The sequence below is a fragment of the Salmonella sp. 5800 genome, from assembly GCF_046558195.1.
Classification (GTDB): Bacteria; Pseudomonadota; Gammaproteobacteria; order Enterobacterales; family Enterobacteriaceae; genus Salmonella; species Salmonella enterica.
This window is the reverse complement of record NZ_JBGDOX010000001.1, coordinates 171,949-188,329: the sequence shown is the minus strand read 5'-3', so window position 1 is coordinate 188,329 and position 16,381 is coordinate 171,949. Positions and strand designations below refer to the sequence as shown.

Genomic DNA, 16,381 nt, shown 5'->3' with positions numbered 1-16,381 from the left:
TGTCAGTTGACGCAAAGCCTGCTTTTATAACCCACCAGCGGCGCTGACGGGAAATCTTTTTCGTCAGCGCGCGATAGAGCTAATGTATTAAGATCCGGTGGGCGTTGATGAAAAAGCTGTTTGTGCAGTTTTACCTTTTGCTGTTCGTCTGTTTTCTGGTCATGACCTTATTGGTCGGACTGGTGTACAAATTCACTGCCGAACGCGCGGGCAGGCAATCGCTCGACGATCTGATGAAAAGTTCGCTCTATCTGATGCGCAGCGAACTGCGGGAAATTCCGCCGCGTGAATGGGGGAAAACGTTAAAAGAGATGGACCTGAACCTCTCTTTCGATTTACGCGTTGAACCGTTAAATCACTATAAGCTTGATGCCGCCACCACGCAGCGACTGCGTGAAGGCGATATTGTCGCGCTTGACGATCAATACACCTTTATTCAGCGTATCCCGCGCAGCCATTACGTCCTGGCGGTTGGCCCGGTTCCCTATCTCTATTTCCTGCATCAAATGCGACTGCTGGATATCGCCTTAATGGCGCTCATTGCCTTTTCTCTCGCCTTTCCTGTGTTTATCTGGATGCGCCCGCACTGGCAAGAAATGCTCAGGCTCGAATCCGCCGCGCAGCGCTTTGGCGAGGGTCATTTGACTGAACGCCTGCACTTCGATAATGGCTCCAGTTTCGAACGTCTGGGCGTCGCGTTCAACCAGATGGCGGATAATATTAATGCTCTGATCGCCAGTAAAAAACAGCTGATTGACGGTATCGCCCACGAACTTCGCACGCCGCTGGTACGTTTACGCTATCGGCTTGAAATGAGTGAAAATCTGGCACCGCCGGAATCACAGGCGCTCAATCGCGATATTGGTCAACTGGAAGCGCTGATTGAAGAACTGCTCACCTATGCGCGCCTTGACCGACCGCAAAATGAACTGATGTTGACCGAACCCGACCTCCCCGCCTGGTTGCTCGCGCATTTGCAGGATGTGCAGAGCGTGACCCCGGAACGCGCCGTAAACCTTGTCACATGTGTAATCGGCGATTATGGCGCGCTTGATATGCGGTTAATGTCGCGAGTGCTGGATAACCTGCTGAATAATGCGTTGCGCTACAGTCGTACCACCGTTCAGGTCAGCCTGTTACTCGACGGCAGTCAGGCAACGCTGATAGTCGAAGATGACGGCCCCGGCATTGAAGCGGATGCCCGAGAGCGCATATTTGAACCTTTTGTCAGACTCGACCCCAGTAGAGACCGGGCGACAGGCGGCTGCGGGCTTGGACTCGCCATCGTACACTCTATCGCCCTGGCGATGGGCGGTAACGTCGTCTGTGACGAGAGCGAACTGGGCGGCGCAAAATTTAGCTTTCACTGGCCGGTCTGGCACGCGATGCCCGACATGACCGCTGCCTGACGTATTTTGCACGCTGGTTGAGCGGCGGGAACTGTGCTATACATATAGTATGTTGTAACTAAAGTGAGTAATACCATGTCCCGCTACGATCTCGTTGAACGCCTGAATGGCACTTTTCGCCAGATAGAACAACACCTGGCGGCGCTGACGGATAATCTACAGCAGCATTCGCTACTTATCGCCCGTGTCTTTTCACTGCCGCAGGTGACCAAAGAGGCGGAACATGCGCCGCTGGATACTATCGAGGTAACGCAACATCTGGGGAAAGAGGCCGAAACGCTGGCGCTACGTCACTATCGCCATTTGTTTATTCAACAGCAGTCCGAAAACCGCAGCAGTAAAGCCGCCGTCCGCCTGCCTGGCGTCTTATGCTATCAAGTGGATAATGCGACACAGTTAGATCTGGAAAATCAGGTACAGCGCATTAACCAGTTGAAAACCACCTTCGAGCAGATGGTTACGGTAGAGTCCGGTCTTCCCTCAGCGGCACGTTTTGAGTGGGTGCATCGGCATCTACCCGGCTTAATTACGCTGAACGCTTACCGCACGCTGACGCTTATCAATAACCCCGCTACCATACGTTTCGGCTGGGCAAATAAACATATTATTAAAAATTTAAGCCGGGATGAGGTTCTGAGCCAGTTGAAAAAAAGCCTCGCGTCGCCGCGCAGCGTCCCGCCGTGGACGCGCGAACAATGGCAATTCAAGCTGGAACGGGAATATCAGGATATCGCTGCCTTACCGCAGCAGGCCCGACTCAAGATTAAGCGTCCGGTTAAAGTACAGCCGATCGCCCGCATCTGGTATAAAGGCCAGCAGAAACAGGTGCAACACGCCTGCCCCACGCCGATTATCGCATTAATCAACACGGACAACGGCGCTGGCGTGCCGGATATTGGCGGGCTGGAAAACTATGACGCCGATAATATTCAGCACCGTTTTAAACCACAGGCGCAGCCGCTGCGACTGATTATTCCGCGACTGCACCTGTATGTGGCGGATTAACGTCCCGGCGTCATACTGCCAACCATCAACTCCGGACGTACCCAGGCGTCGAACTCCTCGTCGCTAAGGTATCCTAATGCCACGGCTGAGGCTTTGAGCGTCAGCCCTTCTTTATGCGCCTTCTTCGCAATCTCCGCCGCTTTATCGTAACCGATGTGCGTATTGAGCGCAGTGACCAGCATCAGCGACTCATTCAGCAACTGCGTAATACGCTCGCGGTTTGGCTCGATTCCTGACGCACAGTGTTGATTGAAACTCGCCATGCCATCGGCCAGCAGGCGCACCGTTTGCAGAAAATTATGAATAACCATCGGACGATAGACGTTGAGCTCAAAGTTGCCCGATGCGCCCCCCATATTGATGGCCACATCGTTACCCATCACCTGGCAACATAGCATCGTTACCGCTTCACACTGGGTCGGATTCACTTTACCAGGCATAATGGAACTGCCTGGCTCATTCTCCGGGATAGCAATCTCGCCAATGCCACAGCGCGGGCCGGACGCCAGCCAGCGAACATCGTTGGCGATTTTCATCAGCGAGGCCGCCAGCCCTTTTAATGCGCCATGCGCCTGTACCAACGCGTCACAGGTCGCCAGCGCTTCGAATTTATTCGGGGCGGTAACAAACGGCGCCGCGGTAATCGTCGCCAGTTCCTCGGCCACGCGCCGGGCATATTCCGGGTGGGTATTAAGCCCTGTCCCTACTGCGGTTCCGCCGAGCGCCAGTTCCGCGACGTGCGGTAAACTGTGCTCAATGTGCCTGAGGTTATGTTCCAGCATGGCTACCCAACCGGAAATCTCCTGGCCTAAGGTGAGCGGCGTCGCGTCCTGCAGGTGAGTACGGCCAATTTTGACAATATCGGCGAAAGCGTGGGATTTATCGCGAAGCGTATCCGTTAATGCAGATAATTGCGGGATGAGGTGTTCGCGTAACGCCAGTAACGCCGCCACGTGCATGGCGGTTGGGAACACATCGTTTGAGCTTTGACTCTTATTGACGTCATCATTGGGATGCACCTTGCGTTCCATACCGCGAACGCCGCCCAAAATTTCACTGGCGCGGTTCGCTAACACCTCATTCATATTCATGTTGCTTTGCGTACCGGACCCGGTTTGCCAAATCGCCAGCGGAAACTCATCAGTATGTTTCCCCGCCAGCACTTCATCAGCCGCCTGGATAATCGCGCTGGCTTTTTCCGCCGCCAACAACCCTAAGTCCTGGTTGACCTTCGCAGCAGCGCGCTTGGTCAACGCCAGAGCGTGAATGAGCGAGACGGGCATTTTCTCCGTGGAAATCCGAAAATGCTCCAGCGAACGTTGAGTCTGCGCCCCCCACAGTTTATCTGCCGGGACTTCAATCGCGCCCATTGAATCTTTCTCGCGGCGTACCGTTACCATTACCTGCTCCTTACTCAAGTTGATGAGATCATGTGTCGACATTGCTCACATGTTTGCGGTCTTATGAGTATTAACGATAACAACACAACGGTGTAGACCGGATAAGGCGCTTGCGCCGTTCTCCGGCAAAATAGCGAATCATGTTACCGCCCCGCAGGGCGGCGACATTACTTAACGCAGCGCGCGCACTGCGATGACTGAATCTGCTGGAAGAAATCGTTACCTTTATCATCCACCAGAATAAAGGCCGGAAAATCCTCCACTTCAATTTTCCAGATAGCCTCCATACCCAGTTCAGGATATTCCACGCACTCCAGGCGCTTGATACTGCCCTGCGCCAGAACGGCTGCCGGGCCGCCGATACTGCCCAGGTAGAAGCCGCCATGTTTCTTACAGGCATCGGTCACCTGCTGGCTGCGGTTGCCTTTCGCCAGCATGATCATACTGCCGCCCTGCGACTGGAGCTGATCAACATAAGAGTCCATCCGTCCTGCGGTAGTCGGCCCAAGCGACCCGGAGGCGTACCCTTCCGGCGTTTTTGCCGGCCCCGCATAATAGATAGGATGATCTTTGATGTACTGCGGCAAACCTTCGCCTCTGTCCATCCGTTCTTTCAGTTTAGCGTGCGCGATGTCGCGGCCCACAATAATCGTGCCGTTCAGCGACAGGCGCGTTGATACCGGATACTGCGACAGTTGTTGCAGTATCTCGCTCATGGGACGGTTAAGATCAACGCGCACCGCCTCGCCCTCTCCCGCCTGGCGCAGCGCCTCAGGAATATATTTACCTGGATTGCGCTCCAGCTTCTCGATCCAGATCCCTTCCCGGTTGATCTTCGCTTTAATATTTCGATCCGCGGAGCAGGACACGCCCATACCTACCGGACACGATGCCCCGTGGCGCGGCAATCGGATGACACGAATATCGTGAGCGAAATATTTGCCGCCGAACTGCGCGCCCAAGCCAAGATTTTGCGCCTCAAGCAACAATTCTTTTTCCAGCTCAATATCGCGGAAGGCCTGCCCGTGTTCATTGCCTTCGGTCGGTAGCGCATCATAGTATTTTGCCGAGGCCAGCTTAACGGTCTTCAGGTTCGCTTCCGCCGAGGTGCCGCCAATGACAAACGCAATGTGATACGGCGGACAGGCGGCGGTGCCCAGCGTACGCATCTTATCAACGAGATAATTTTTGAGCTTACCCGGCGTCAGAAGCGCTTTTGTCTCCTGATAGAGGTAGGTTTTATTCGCCGATCCGCCGCCTTTAGCGATACAGAGGAATTTATATTCATCGCCATCGACGCTGTAGAGATCGATCTGCGCCGGCAGGTTAGTACCGGTATTGACCTCTTTGTACATATCCAGCGCCGCGTTTTGCGAATAGCGCAGGTTATCTTCGATATAGGTGTTATATACGCCGCGAGCCAGCGCCGCTTCATCACCTCCGCCAGTCCAGACGCGTTGGCCTTTTTTGCCGACAATAATGGCCGTACCGGTATCCTGGCAGGTGGGCAACACGCCCTTGGCCGCGATATCGGAGTTTCGCAGGAATTGCAGCGCGACATATTTGTCGTTTTCACTGGCCTGCGGATCGCGCAGAATATCCGCCACCTGCTGCTGATGCGCGGGACGTAGCATAAAAGACGCATCGTGGAAGGCCTGACGCGCCAACAGCGTGAGCGCTTCCGGCGCGACTTTCAGGATCTCTTGTCCTTCAAATTCGGCGACGGAAACATGTTCGCTGGTCAACAAGTAGTACTCGGTATCGTCCTTTTTGAGGGGAAAAGGGTCTTGATAAAAGAAGGGTTTGTTTGACATTGTGCTCTCACTTACCGCTCGGTATGGTTATTCTCTGGGCAGGTGTTCCATTGCCCGACTCAAAGCGAGTAACACTATCCTACACAATTTTTTAACAAAAACTGAGACAAGTACGACTTTTTACGCCCGGAGGTTACTTCATGCGGGTTTCTTGGTTTAATACCTCCCATTAATCTCCACATTGAAACAGGGCTTGATAATGCAAAAACTCATTAACTCAGTGCAAAACTATGCCTGGGGAAGTAAAACTGCGTTAACGGAACTTTATGGCATCGCCAATCCGCAGCAGCAGCCAATGGCTGAACTCTGGATGGGCGCGCATCCCAAAAGCAGCTCGCGAATCACCACCGCCAACGGCGAAACCGTCTCCCTGCGTGACGCCATCGAAAAGAATAAAACCGCCATGCTGGGCGAAGCGGTAGCCAACCGTTTCGGCGAACTGCCGTTTCTGTTTAAAGTACTGTGCGCCGCGCAGCCGCTCTCTATTCAGGTACACCCGAATAAACGCAACTCCGAAATCGGTTTCGCGAAAGAAAATGCGGCGGGTATCCCCATGGATGCCGCAGAGCGGAACTATAAAGATCCTAACCATAAACCAGAGCTGGTTTTTGCCCTGACGCCTTTCCTGGCGATGAACGCGTTCCGCGAATTTTCTGACATTGTCTCTTTACTGCAACCTGTCGCCGGCGCGCATTCCGCTATCGCCCACTTTTTGCAGGCGCCAAACGCTGAACGTCTGAGCCAGCTTTTCGCCAGCCTGTTGAATATGCAAGGCGAAGAAAAATCCCGCGCGTTAGCCGTACTCAAAGCGGCGCTTAACAGCCAGCAAGGCGAACCGTGGCAAACGATCCGCGTGATTTCAGAGTATTATCCTGACGACAGCGGGCTTTTCTCTCCTTTGTTGCTGAATGTGGTCAAACTGAATCCCGGCGAAGCGATGTTCCTGTTTGCCGAAACGCCTCACGCTTATCTGCAGGGCATTGCGCTGGAAGTCATGGCGAACTCCGATAACGTTCTGCGCGCTGGCCTTACGCCAAAATATATCGACATCCCTGAGCTGGTCGCGAACGTGAAGTTCGAACCTAAGCCTGCCAGCGAGTTGCTGACTGCCCCGGTAAAAAGCGGCGCGGAGCTGGACTTCCCAATTCCGGTTGACGATTTTGCTTTTTCACTGCACGACCTGGCGCTTCAGGAGACGAGCATCGGCCAACACAGCGCCGCGATTCTGTTCTGCGTTGAGGGTGAGGCGGTGTTACGTAAAGATGAACAGCGTCTGGTACTGAAGCCGGGTGAATCTGCCTTTATCGGCGCGGATGAGTCTCCGGTTAACGCCAGCGGCACAGGCCGTTTAGCGCGTGTTTATAACAAGCTGTAGCAACGTACTGAATTTTTTAACAACTCTTGCTAAGCTTATAACAGACGTAAAACTCCTCCAGGCGGTTTAATCCGCCTGGTTTCATTTTTATGGACAATTGATATGAAAAAAACACTGGTAGCTGCAGGTGTAGTGATTGCACTTGGCATCGTCTGGACAGGCGGCGCCTGGTATACGGGGAAAAAGCTGGAGAACCATCTTTCAGAAATGGTGACTCAGGCCAATGAACAGCTCAAGCGTACTGCGCCGGAGGCCGGTGTCGAATTAAGTTATCAAAACTACCAGCGTGGCGTGTTCAGTAGCCATCTGCAACTGGTTGTCAAACCGGTTGCCGGCGCAGACAATACCTGGTTGAAGCCTGGGCAAAGCATTGTGCTGGACGAGTCCGTTTCACATGGCCCCTTCCCGCTCGCCCAGCTCAAAACGCTCAATCTGATCCCTTCTATGGCGTCGGTAAAAACCACCCTGGTGAATAACGATGCGGCAAAACCCCTCTTTGATATTGCGAAAGGCGACGCGCCCTTTGTTATCAATACCCGCATTGGTTATGGCGGCGATACCCGCTCCGATATCTCTCTCAAGCCGTTAAACTACGAGAATGCCGGTGAAAAGGTCGCCTTTAGCGGCGGCGAATTCCAGCTTAACGCCGATAAAGACGGTAATGTGGTTTCGCTGTCAGGCGAAGCGCAGAGCGGCCTTGTCGATGCCGTTAACGAATATAATCAGAAGGTCCAACTCACCTTTAATAATTTGAAAACCGACGGTACCAGTAAACTGGCAAGCTTTGGCGAACGTGTGGGCGACCAAAAGTTAACGCTGGATAAACTGTCCATCGCCATTGAGGGTAAAGAGATGGCGGTGCTGGAAGGGATGGAAATTGCCGGCAAGTCCGATCTCGTCAACGACGGAAAAACCATTAACAGCCAGTTGGATTACTCGCTTAACAGCCTGAAAGTGCAGAATCAGGATTTAGGCAGCGGTAAATTAACGCTGAAAGTCGGTCAAATCGACGGCGAAGCCTGGCACCAGTTTAGTCAGCAATATCATGCGCAAACGCAGGCGCTGTTGAATCAGCCGGACGTGGCGCAGAATCCTGAGCTTTATCAGCAAAAAGTCACTGAAGCGTTCTTTAGCGCTCTCCCCGTGCTGTTAAAAGGCGATCCGGTACTGACCCTGGCGCCGCTTAGCTGGAAAAACGCCAAAGGGGAAACCACGCTGAATCTGTCGCTGTTCCTCAAAGATCCGGCAACCACAACGGCACAACCGCAAACGCTGGCGCAGGAAGTCGACCGCTCCGTGAAATCGCTGGATGCGAAACTGGCAATTCCAATGGACATGGCGGTCGAGTTTATGACGCAGATAGCAAAGCTGGAAGGCTATCAGCAGGATGATGCGGAAAAACTGGCAAAACAGCAGGTGCAGGGGCTGTCCGCAATGGGTCAGATGTTCCGACTGACAACGCTGAAGGATAATACTATCGCCTCCAGTTTGCAGTACGCCAATGGCCAGATCACGCTCAACGGACAAAAAATGCCGTTGGAAGACTTTGTCGGCCTGTTTGGGATGCCGGCGCTTTCCGTTCCGGACGTTCCGGCGCTGCCTCAACAATAATCGCCTTGCCGGGTGTCGCGACGCTGCACCCGGTCTGCGCCGAACGACGCGCAGCCTCTACTTTTGCGTTACCAGGCGAGCGGCTATCGTTTGACTCCGCACATGGTGCTCGTCGTGAGCAATACGCTGCAATATTCGTTCGGCCAGGGTATAGCCTATTTCTCGCGCCGGCGTACTGGCCCAGATAATCGGCAGGTCGTCGAGGGCGTTCTCCGCCACATCAGCAAACGCCGCCAGCGACACCTGCTGCTCGAAATAACGATCGACACCGCTCTCGCCACTCTGTCGTCCGGCTCTCAGTAGGCCAAACCACGCCCCCATCGCAATGGTTTCGTTGTAACAAACGACAGCGCTAATGGTCGGATTGTATCGCAACAGCGCGGTAATGCTTTCTGCTGCCTGTTTCTGACTGGAAGCGCATTCCACGACCCACTCGCTGTGAAACGGTAGACCGTATTTTAACAACGTCGCGCAATAGCCGCCCACGCGCTCCGCGCGGGTTAAAGATGCGCTTTGTCCTCCCAGCCAGGCGATGCGCTGATGGCCCTGACGAATAAGGTACTCCGTCAGGAGCTGCGCCGCCTGCATGTTGTCAGGCCGAACGGTATCCGCATCATCAAGATAGCTGGCGCGTGACGCAAACACGACCGGAATTCCTTGTGCGTCGGCCTGCGCTCTCAGCGCTTCGCTACTGCCCGCCGCACCGGCGATCACCATGCCATCCACGCCCTGATTGAGCAACATGGTAAAACGCTGATTTAGCTGTTCGCCATCTTTCCCCCCGTGCAGGAGAAAAACCATACGGCCTTGCGCTTCCAGCGCTTCCGTTAACCCGGCGGTCAATTCGGCATAAAAGGGTGCCGATAAATCACGCACGATCAAACCGATAACGCCGCTTTGCCCGCCACGCAGCGCGGACGCCTGGCGGTTACGCACAAAACCCAGTTGTTCAATTGCCGCGTTCACGCGCTCGCCGGTCGCGGCCGATATTCGCCCCTTGCCGCTCAGCACTAAGGAAACGGTGCTCACCGACACGCCAGCCGCCAGCGCAACATCGTGGATAGTGATTTTTTTGGCGATAGCCATGTCAACAAATCGCTCCAGAATCTGACAGATAAAACGTTTTACCTATCCGTTATCTTTATACGCGTTATTATCGGTCAGTAATGTGATTAATGCCGCACTAAAATTTGATAAAACGTTTTATCTTTTCGCCATCATAACCTGACACCGGCCTTTATTAACAAGGAGTCGTTAGATGACGACGAAAACCACGCCAAAAATAACGCTATGGGAATTTTTCCAGCAACTGGGCAAAACGTTTATGTTGCCCGTCGCCTTGCTCTCGTTCTGCGGCATTATGCTCGGTATCGGCAGCTCGCTCAGTAGCCACGACGTTATCACCCTGCTCCCCGTGCTGGGTAATCCCTTGCTACAGGCTATCTTCACCTGGATGAGTAAAGTAGGTTCTTTTGCCTTTAGCTTCCTGCCGGTGATGTTTTGTATCGCGATTCCGCTTGGTCTGGCGCGGGAAAACAAAGGCGTCGCCGCGTTTGCCGGGTTCGTCGGTTATGCGGTCATGAACCTTGCAGTCAACTTCTGGCTCACGGCAAAAGGCATTCTGCCGACCACCGATGCGGCGGTGCTGAAAGCCAATAACGTACAAAATATTCTGGGCATCCCCTCTATCGATACCGGCATCCTCGGCGCCGTTATCGCTGGTATTATTGTCTGGATGCTGCATGAACGGTTTCATACCATTCGTTTGCCGGATGCGCTGGCTTTTTTCGGCGGTACGCGTTTTGTGCCTATCGTTTCCGCCGTTGTGATGGGGCTTGTCGGCCTGGTTATCCCGCTCGTCTGGCCGGTTTTTGCGATGGGAATTAGTGGACTGGGTCATATCATCAATAGCGCCGGCGACTTTGGACCGATGATTTTCGGCACCGGCGAGCGTCTGCTGTTGCCTTTTGGTCTGCACCATATTCTGGTAGCGCTGATTCGCTTCACCGAGGCGGGCGGTACGCAAGAGGTATGCGGGCATACCGTGAGCGGCGCATTGACTATTTTCCAGGCCCAACTCAGTTGCCCAACGACGCACGGCTTCTCTGAAAGCGCCACTCGCTTCTTATCGCAAGGCAAAATGCCGGCGTTTCTCGGTGGGTTGCCGGGCGCCGCGCTGGCAATGTACCACTGTGCCCGTCCAGAAAACCGCCCTAAAATTAAAGGATTATTGATTTCCGGTTTAATCGCCTGCGTTGTCGGCGGTACAACGGAGCCGCTGGAATTCCTGTTCCTGTTCGTAGCGCCGGTGCTGTACGTTATTCATGCTCTGCTGACCGGGCTGGGCTTTACCATCATGGCTATTCTCGGCGTCACTATCGGCAATACGGATGGCAATATTATTGATTTTGTGGTGTTTGGCATCCTGCATGGTCTGTCAACAAAATGGTATCTGGTTCCGGTAGTGGCGGCGATTTGGTTTGCGGTTTACTACCTCATTTTCCGCTTCGCCATTACACGCTTTAACCTCAAAACACCGGGGCGCGAAGCGGAGATCGCCACCAGCATTGAAAAAGCGATCGCTGGCGCGCCAGGAAAATCCGGCTACAACGTGCCTGCTATCCTGGCGGCATTAGGCGGCACGGAAAATATCGTGAGTCTGGACAACTGCATCACCCGCCTACGTCTGTCCGTGAAAGATATGTCGCTTGTCGATGTCCAGGCATTGAAGGACAATCGTGCGATAGGCGTCGTACAGCTCAATCAGCATAATTTGCAGGTGGTTATCGGCCCGCAGGTTCAGTCGGTAAAAGATGAAATGGTTGGTCTGATGAATACCGTTCAGGCATAAGGAAGAGATATGTTCGATTTTTCACAGGAAGTTGACCGTCGCGGGACATGGTGTACGCAGTGGGATTATGTCGCCGATCGTTTTGGCGAAGCCGATCTGCTCCCCTTTACGATCTCGGATATGGATTTTGCCACCGCGCCGTGTATCCTGGAGGCGCTAAACCAGCGCCTTTCCCACGGTGTGCTGGGCTATAGCCGTTGGAAAAATGAGGCGTTTTTAGGGGCGATTACCCACTGGTTTGCGACACGCCATCAGACCACGATAGATGCCCACTCCCTCGTATACGGCCCCTCCGTTATCTATATGGCGTCCGAGCTTATCCGCCAGTGGTCCGACGAAGGCGATGGCGTGGTAGTTCATACCCCCGCTTACGATGCTTTTTATAAGGCGATTGAAGGCAACCATCGCATCGTCACTCCCGTCCCGCTGGAGAAAGAAGGCAACGCCTGGTATTGCGATATGGCCAAACTAGAGGCGGCGCTGGCGCGTCCGGAAAGCAAAATCCTGCTGCTGTGCAGTCCGCAAAATCCCACCGGTAAAGTGTGGACGCGTGACGAGCTGGAAACGATGTCAACGCTGTGCGAGCGCCATGGCGTACGGGTGATTTCCGATGAAATTCACATGGATATGGTATGGGGAAACCAGCCGCATATTCCCTGGAGCAATGTCGCGCGCGGAGACTGGGCGCTGCTCTCCTCCGGCTCGAAAAGCTTCAACATTCCGGCATTAACCGGCGCTTATGGAATCATTGAAAATAGTGAAAGCCGTGAACGCTATCTGGCCGCCTTAAAAGGGCGCGACGGCCTCTCTTCGCCAGCGGTGCTCTCGCTCACGGCGCATATTGCCGCGTATCAGCACGGCGCGACGTGGCTGGATGCGTTACGCGCCTCGCTGGCGGCTAATATGCGCTATATTGAGCAGGCGCTGAATGGCGCCTTTCCGACGTTGAACTGGCAAGCGCCGCCATCGACCTATCTGGCCTGGATTGATCTCCGTCCACTCGGCATTGACGATCAAAAATTACAGCACACGCTCATTCATCAGGAGAAAGTCGCCATTATGCCCGGCGATACCTATGGCGCCGAAGGCCGGGGATTTGTGCGTCTGAATGCCGGATGCCCTCGACTGAAACTTGAAAAAGGCGTCAACGGATTGATTAACGCTATCCGCACCGTTCGCTGATACTGTCTACAAGCGGTGGGCTGACCCTTTATCCTAAGATGCGATAACAGAGACAACCCCCGTGAGCTGACTGGGGGCGCGTTAAAGAGAATGATACAAAATTTCTCCCGCGCTCTCGCGAAGTTGCAACGTAATGACTCCGTTTTTGCAAAATTTCCAGAGGATTATCAATCTGTAGTATAATGGTGCGCACTTTTATTAAAAATTGAGTGCGCCCATGATTGATATTACGCTTCCTTTGACTGACATCCACCGCCACCTTGATGGCAACATTCGCGCCCAAACAATTCTGGATCTTGGTCGGCAGTTCAACATCGCCCTTCCCGCCCAAACGCTGGAAACGCTGATTCCGCATGTCCAGGTCACCTCAACCGAACCCGATTTAGTGAGCTTTCTCACGAAGCTCGATTGGGGGGTAAAAGTCCTGGCATCGCTTGACGCCTGCCGCCGTGTGGCCTTTGAAAATATTGAAGATGCCGCACGTAACGGCCTGCATTACGTCGAGCTTCGCTTTTCGCCCGGCTATATGGCGATGGCGCATCAGTTACCGATCGCAGGCGTGGTTGAAGCCGTTATCGACGGCGTACGCGACGGCTGTAACACGTTTGGCGTCGAGGCGCGACTCATTGGCATTATGAGCCGTACCTTCGGCGAGGCGGCATGTTTACAGGAGCTTGATGCGCTGCTGGCGCACAGAGAGAAAATCACCGCGCTGGATTTAGCCGGTGATGAGCTGGGCTTTCCCGGCAGTCTGTTTTTGTCACACTTTAATCGGGCGCGCGATGCGGGCTGGCATATTACCGTTCACGCAGGCGAAGCCGCAGGGCCGGAAAGTATCTGGCAGGCGATTCGCGAACTGGGGGCCGAACGTATCGGACATGGCGTAAAAGCTGTCGAAGATCGCGCGTTAATGGATTTTCTTGCACAGCAGCGTATCGGTATTGAATCCTGTCTGACCTCGAATATTCAGACCAGTACCGTCGCATCGCTGGCAGATCATCCGCTCAAAACCTTCCTTGAGCATGGCGTTCTCGCCAGTCTTAATACGGACGATCCGGCTGTTCAGGGCGTAGATATTATCCATGAATATCACGTCGCCGCGCCAGCGGCAGGATTGAGCCGCGAACAGATTCGCCAGGCGCAGATTAACGGTCTGGAAATCGCCTTTCTGAGCGATGGCGAAAAACGTGCGCTGCGCGAAAAAGTGGCCGCGGCGTAAAATTGCTTTATTGATGCTAACGCCCTCTCTCCGCCTGCGGTTTAATGCTATCCCAGGCGGAGAAATGCGACATCTCAGGCAAGACACAGCGTCGCGCGATGTTTTGCCGATTCCATGCCCAGTTCAATCAACTCCATAATTTGAATCGCCTGACTTGCCGGCACGGGATTTTCACCGTTACCGTTTAACGCATCGCGGATGGCGGCATAATATGCCGGATAGTTACCCGGCAACGTAAGCCAGTTCTCTTCTTTGCGCGTCTCTCCCTCAACCAGGGTCAATACGCCGTCACGCATGTCGTATCCCCAGTCTTCCTGCGGTAAACGCTCGCCGTTTTTTAACCGTTCTTCCTGGGGATCGAGGCCATATTTAACATAGCTACCGCGCGAACCATGAACGATGTATCGCGCGGATTCCGCCGCGGCCAGCATCGTACCGTGCAAAATCACGCGGCGCTGGGGGTAGGATAAAATCGCGTGGAAATAATCTGTAGATTGCGCGCCCGGACGCAGCTGCGCTAAATCCACCGTCATGCTGACCGGCAGGCCAAAAAGTTGAATGGCCTGATCCAACAAGTGCGGCGCCAGATCGTACCAGATACCACTTCCCGGCCCGCCTTGCTCGCGCCAGCGGTCGCGCACCTGGGGACGGAAGCGATCAAAGTGGGATTCAAACAAGGACACCTCGCCGAGCACGCCATCCGCCAGCAAGGCTTTCAGCGTCAAAAAATCGCTGTCCCAACGTCGGTTGTGGAAGACGGAAAGTACCCGGCCAGTACTCCGCGCAAGCGCATCCAATTCTCGCGCCTGTGACAGTGTCACGGTAAAGGGTTTATCAACCACCACATGCTTACCGGCTTCCAGCGCAGCTTTCGCCAGCGGGAAATGGGTATCGTTGGGCGTCGGAATCACGATCAGGTCGATATGCGGATCGTTAAATAAGTGTCGGGGCTCAGAGACCACGGAGACCGCCGGCCAGTCTGCTTTCACTTTTGTTTCATCGCTGCTGGATACCGCCGCAAGCTCTAGCCCTGGCGTTCCCATAATTAAGGGCGCATGAAAGGTTTTACTGGCGTAGCCATAACCGATTAACCCAACGCGGATTTTGTCATTCATCTCACTGCCTCCGGTTTTAGATATCGCTATTCCACACCATCGTGCGACTAGCCGCAATAGCGTCCTGACCATCAACGTAGCATCAAATGATTAACTTGTTACAGAACAGAGGCTGAAAACGTTTCCCTCCCTCTTGCCGACCGTTCGCCAGGAAAGTAACATTTACCCCCTGTGTTTATGGATAAATCAAAGCAAATGTCGTCAATAATGAATCGTCTTATTGAATTAACTGGGTGGATAGTTCTCGTTATCTCAGTCATTCTTTTAGGTATTGCCAACCATATTGACAATTACCAACCACCAGAGCCCACGGCTTCCGTTCAGAAGAAGTAAGCGTCAGATAATGTAAAGGCATTTTCGCGTGGTACGGTAAGCGGCGCCCCGGGGGGTGCAAAGAAAAGTCAAAAACCGGCAAAAAAAAACGAAATATGTCCTATCTGGTCTGACGTTTATTGCCTGTTGTAGGAAAGCGCGTTAACCTTTCGCCCCAGGCGCCATGTGGCGCCTGACTCTTTACCGGTAAGAATATTCCCTTTTTACCTGCACCCCTGACCTCTCACTGGTGCGGTTTTGTTTATTTTTTATCAGTGACTACTCCGTTGGCATTATATTTAATATGGATCAACTTTATATGACTGTTCAGGATTATCTATTAAAATTCCGCAAAATTAGTTCGCTCGAAAGTCTGGAAAAACTGTTCGACCACCTTAACTATACCCTTACTGATGACATGGATATTGTTAATATGTATCGCGCTGCAGATCACCGCCGTGCCGAACTGGTTTCCGGAGGACGCCTGTTTGATGTAGGTCAGGTTCCGCAATCCGTCTGGCGCTATGTGCAATAAAGAAAGTAGCGTTTAACATCAAAAACCTTATAATATTTGCCCCAAAATGAGCGGCATGACCGTTAATGCGCGTAACCCCGGAGAAGATATGACTACAACACCGCCACAACGAATTGGAGGCTGGCTTCTTGGCCCGTTAGCCTGGCTGTTAGTCGCGTTGTTGAGCGCCTCGCTGGCGTTATTACTCTACGTTATGGCGCTTGCCACACCGCAAACGTTCAAGACGCTTAGCGGACAGGAAACCGGTAATTTACTGCTATGGGGCATTTCATTTATTACCGCTATCGCCATGTGGTACTATACCCTGTGGTTGACAATCGCATTCTTCAAACGCAGACGCTGCGTGCCGAAGCATTACATTATCTGGCTGCTGGTGTCGGTGTTACTGGCGGTTAAAGCATTTGCCTTTTCGCCCGTCTCAGATGCCTTTGCCGTGCGTCAGTTACTCTTCCCACTGTTGGCGACGGCGCTCATTGTGCCTTATCTCAAACGTTCAGCGCGCGTCAAAACAACGTTTGTTAATCCGTAATAACCCTACAGTTAACCTGTTGTC

At 53.4% G+C, this 16,381-nt stretch carries 14 protein-coding genes; 10 read left to right on the top strand and 4 right to left on the bottom strand.

All coding sequences use genetic code 11. The features are described 5' to 3' along the window. Positions 1–107: 107 nt before the first annotated feature. Positions 108–1,409, top strand: a complete 1,302-nt coding sequence (gene rstB / locus ACLJZ5_RS00950; protein ID WP_024798056.1) for a two-component system sensor histidine kinase RstB — start codon at positions 108–110, stop codon at positions 1,407–1,409. 75 nt (positions 1,410–1,484) lie between these two features. Beyond that, positions 1,485–2,414, top strand: a complete 930-nt coding sequence (tus, locus tag ACLJZ5_RS00945) for a DNA replication terminus site-binding protein (RefSeq protein WP_000092497.1) — start codon at positions 1,485–1,487, stop codon at positions 2,412–2,414. On the opposite strand, the gene fumC is transcribed toward tus, so the two are convergent. After that, positions 2,411–3,814: a class II fumarate hydratase gene (gene fumC / locus ACLJZ5_RS00940; RefSeq protein WP_024798055.1), complete on the bottom strand. Its 1,404-nt coding sequence runs from the start codon at positions 3,812–3,814 to the stop codon at positions 2,411–2,413. The genes tus and fumC overlap by 4 nt on opposite strands. A gap of 167 nt (positions 3,815–3,981) precedes the next feature. Further along, positions 3,982–5,628 (bottom strand): class I fumarate hydratase, encoded by a 1,647-nt coding sequence (fumB, locus tag ACLJZ5_RS00935; protein ID WP_000066609.1) that lies wholly within the window; start codon positions 5,626–5,628, stop codon positions 3,982–3,984. Between the two features lie 199 nt (positions 5,629–5,827). On the opposite strand from fumB, the gene manA reads away from it, so the two are divergent. After that, positions 5,828–7,003 (top strand): mannose-6-phosphate isomerase, encoded by a 1,176-nt coding sequence (gene manA, locus ACLJZ5_RS00930; protein ID WP_024798054.1) that lies wholly within the window; start codon positions 5,828–5,830, stop codon positions 7,001–7,003. Between the two features lie 102 nt (positions 7,004–7,105). Beyond that, positions 7,106–8,614 (top strand): YdgA family protein, encoded by a 1,509-nt coding sequence (locus tag ACLJZ5_RS00925; protein ID WP_024798053.1) that lies wholly within the window; start codon positions 7,106–7,108, stop codon positions 8,612–8,614. A gap of 57 nt (positions 8,615–8,671) precedes the next feature. Here the strand turns inward: ACLJZ5_RS00925 and ACLJZ5_RS00920 are convergent, their stop codons facing one another. After that, complete coding sequence (locus tag ACLJZ5_RS00920) at positions 8,672–9,700, bottom strand: Mal regulon transcriptional regulator MalI (RefSeq protein WP_000951918.1); 1,029 nt, start codon at positions 9,698–9,700, stop codon at positions 8,672–8,674. A gap of 172 nt (positions 9,701–9,872) precedes the next feature. Between ACLJZ5_RS00920 and malX the strand changes: the two genes are divergently transcribed. From malX to add, 3 genes are all read left to right on the top strand, one after another. Continuing rightward, positions 9,873–11,465 carry a maltose/glucose-specific PTS transporter subunit IIBC gene (malX, locus tag ACLJZ5_RS00915; RefSeq protein WP_000208903.1) on the top strand — a complete coding sequence of 531 codons (1,593 nt, stop codon included), beginning with the start codon at positions 9,873–9,875 and terminating at the stop codon, positions 11,463–11,465. A 9-nt stretch (positions 11,466–11,474) separates the two neighbouring features. Then, the gene (locus ACLJZ5_RS00910; RefSeq protein WP_024798052.1) at positions 11,475–12,647 is read left to right on the top strand and encodes a MalY/PatB family protein; all 1,173 of its coding nucleotides are present in this window, start codon (positions 11,475–11,477) and stop codon (positions 12,645–12,647) included. Positions 12,648–12,864: 217 nt separating this feature from the next. Further along, complete coding sequence (gene add / locus ACLJZ5_RS00905) at positions 12,865–13,866, top strand: adenosine deaminase (RefSeq protein WP_000565565.1); 1,002 nt, start codon at positions 12,865–12,867, stop codon at positions 13,864–13,866. A gap of 74 nt (positions 13,867–13,940) precedes the next feature. Here add and ACLJZ5_RS00900 read toward each other — a convergent pair whose 3' ends face one another. After that, positions 13,941–14,981, bottom strand: a complete 1,041-nt coding sequence (locus ACLJZ5_RS00900) for an oxidoreductase (RefSeq protein ID WP_000998242.1) — start codon at positions 14,979–14,981, stop codon at positions 13,941–13,943. A 207-nt stretch (positions 14,982–15,188) separates the two neighbouring features. On the opposite strand from ACLJZ5_RS00900, the gene blr reads away from it, so the two are divergent. From blr to ACLJZ5_RS00885, 3 genes are all read left to right on the top strand, one after another. Continuing rightward, complete coding sequence (gene blr / locus ACLJZ5_RS00895) at positions 15,189–15,314, top strand: division septum protein Blr (protein ID WP_001708800.1); 126 nt, start codon at positions 15,189–15,191, stop codon at positions 15,312–15,314. Between the two features lie 298 nt (positions 15,315–15,612). Further along, positions 15,613–15,828 (top strand): transcription modulator YdgT, encoded by a 216-nt coding sequence (gene ydgT, locus ACLJZ5_RS00890; protein ID WP_000217946.1) that lies wholly within the window; start codon positions 15,613–15,615, stop codon positions 15,826–15,828. An 88-nt stretch (positions 15,829–15,916) separates the two neighbouring features. Then, positions 15,917–16,357 carry a DUF2569 domain-containing protein gene (locus ACLJZ5_RS00885; protein ID WP_000214061.1) on the top strand — a complete coding sequence of 147 codons (441 nt, stop codon included), beginning with the start codon at positions 15,917–15,919 and terminating at the stop codon, positions 16,355–16,357. Positions 16,358–16,381 lie beyond the last annotated feature (24 nt).

Bases quoted from the DNA above. Each gene is read 5' to 3' on its own strand.
- ACLJZ5_RS00925 (WP_024798053.1), top strand. From the start codon at position 7,106: ATGAAAAAAACACTGGTAGCTGCAGGTGTAGTGATTGCACTTGGCATC.
- tus (WP_000092497.1), top strand. From the start codon at position 1,485: ATGTCCCGCTACGATCTCGTTGAACGCCTGAATGGCACTTTTCGCCAG.
- ACLJZ5_RS00885 (WP_000214061.1), top strand. From the start codon at position 15,917: ATGACTACAACACCGCCACAACGAATTGGAGGCTGGCTTCTTGGCCCG.
- ydgT (WP_000217946.1), top strand. From the start codon at position 15,613: ATGACTGTTCAGGATTATCTATTAAAATTCCGCAAAATTAGTTCGCTC.
- ACLJZ5_RS00920 (WP_000951918.1), bottom strand. From the start codon at position 9,700: ATGGCTATCGCCAAAAAAATCACTATCCACGATGTTGCGCTGGCGGCT.
- malX (WP_000208903.1), top strand. From the start codon at position 9,873: ATGACGACGAAAACCACGCCAAAAATAACGCTATGGGAATTTTTCCAG.
- ACLJZ5_RS00910 (WP_024798052.1), top strand. From the start codon at position 11,475: ATGTTCGATTTTTCACAGGAAGTTGACCGTCGCGGGACATGGTGTACG.
- manA (WP_024798054.1), top strand. From the start codon at position 5,828: ATGCAAAAACTCATTAACTCAGTGCAAAACTATGCCTGGGGAAGTAAA.
- rstB (WP_024798056.1), top strand. From the start codon at position 108: ATGAAAAAGCTGTTTGTGCAGTTTTACCTTTTGCTGTTCGTCTGTTTT.
- fumB (WP_000066609.1), bottom strand. From the start codon at position 5,628: ATGTCAAACAAACCCTTCTTTTATCAAGACCCTTTTCCCCTCAAAAAG.
- blr (WP_001708800.1), top strand. From the start codon at position 15,189: ATGAATCGTCTTATTGAATTAACTGGGTGGATAGTTCTCGTTATCTCA.
- add (WP_000565565.1), top strand. From the start codon at position 12,865: ATGATTGATATTACGCTTCCTTTGACTGACATCCACCGCCACCTTGAT.
- fumC (WP_024798055.1), bottom strand. From the start codon at position 3,814: ATGGTAACGGTACGCCGCGAGAAAGATTCAATGGGCGCGATTGAAGTC.
- ACLJZ5_RS00900 (WP_000998242.1), bottom strand. From the start codon at position 14,981: ATGAATGACAAAATCCGCGTTGGGTTAATCGGTTATGGCTACGCCAGT.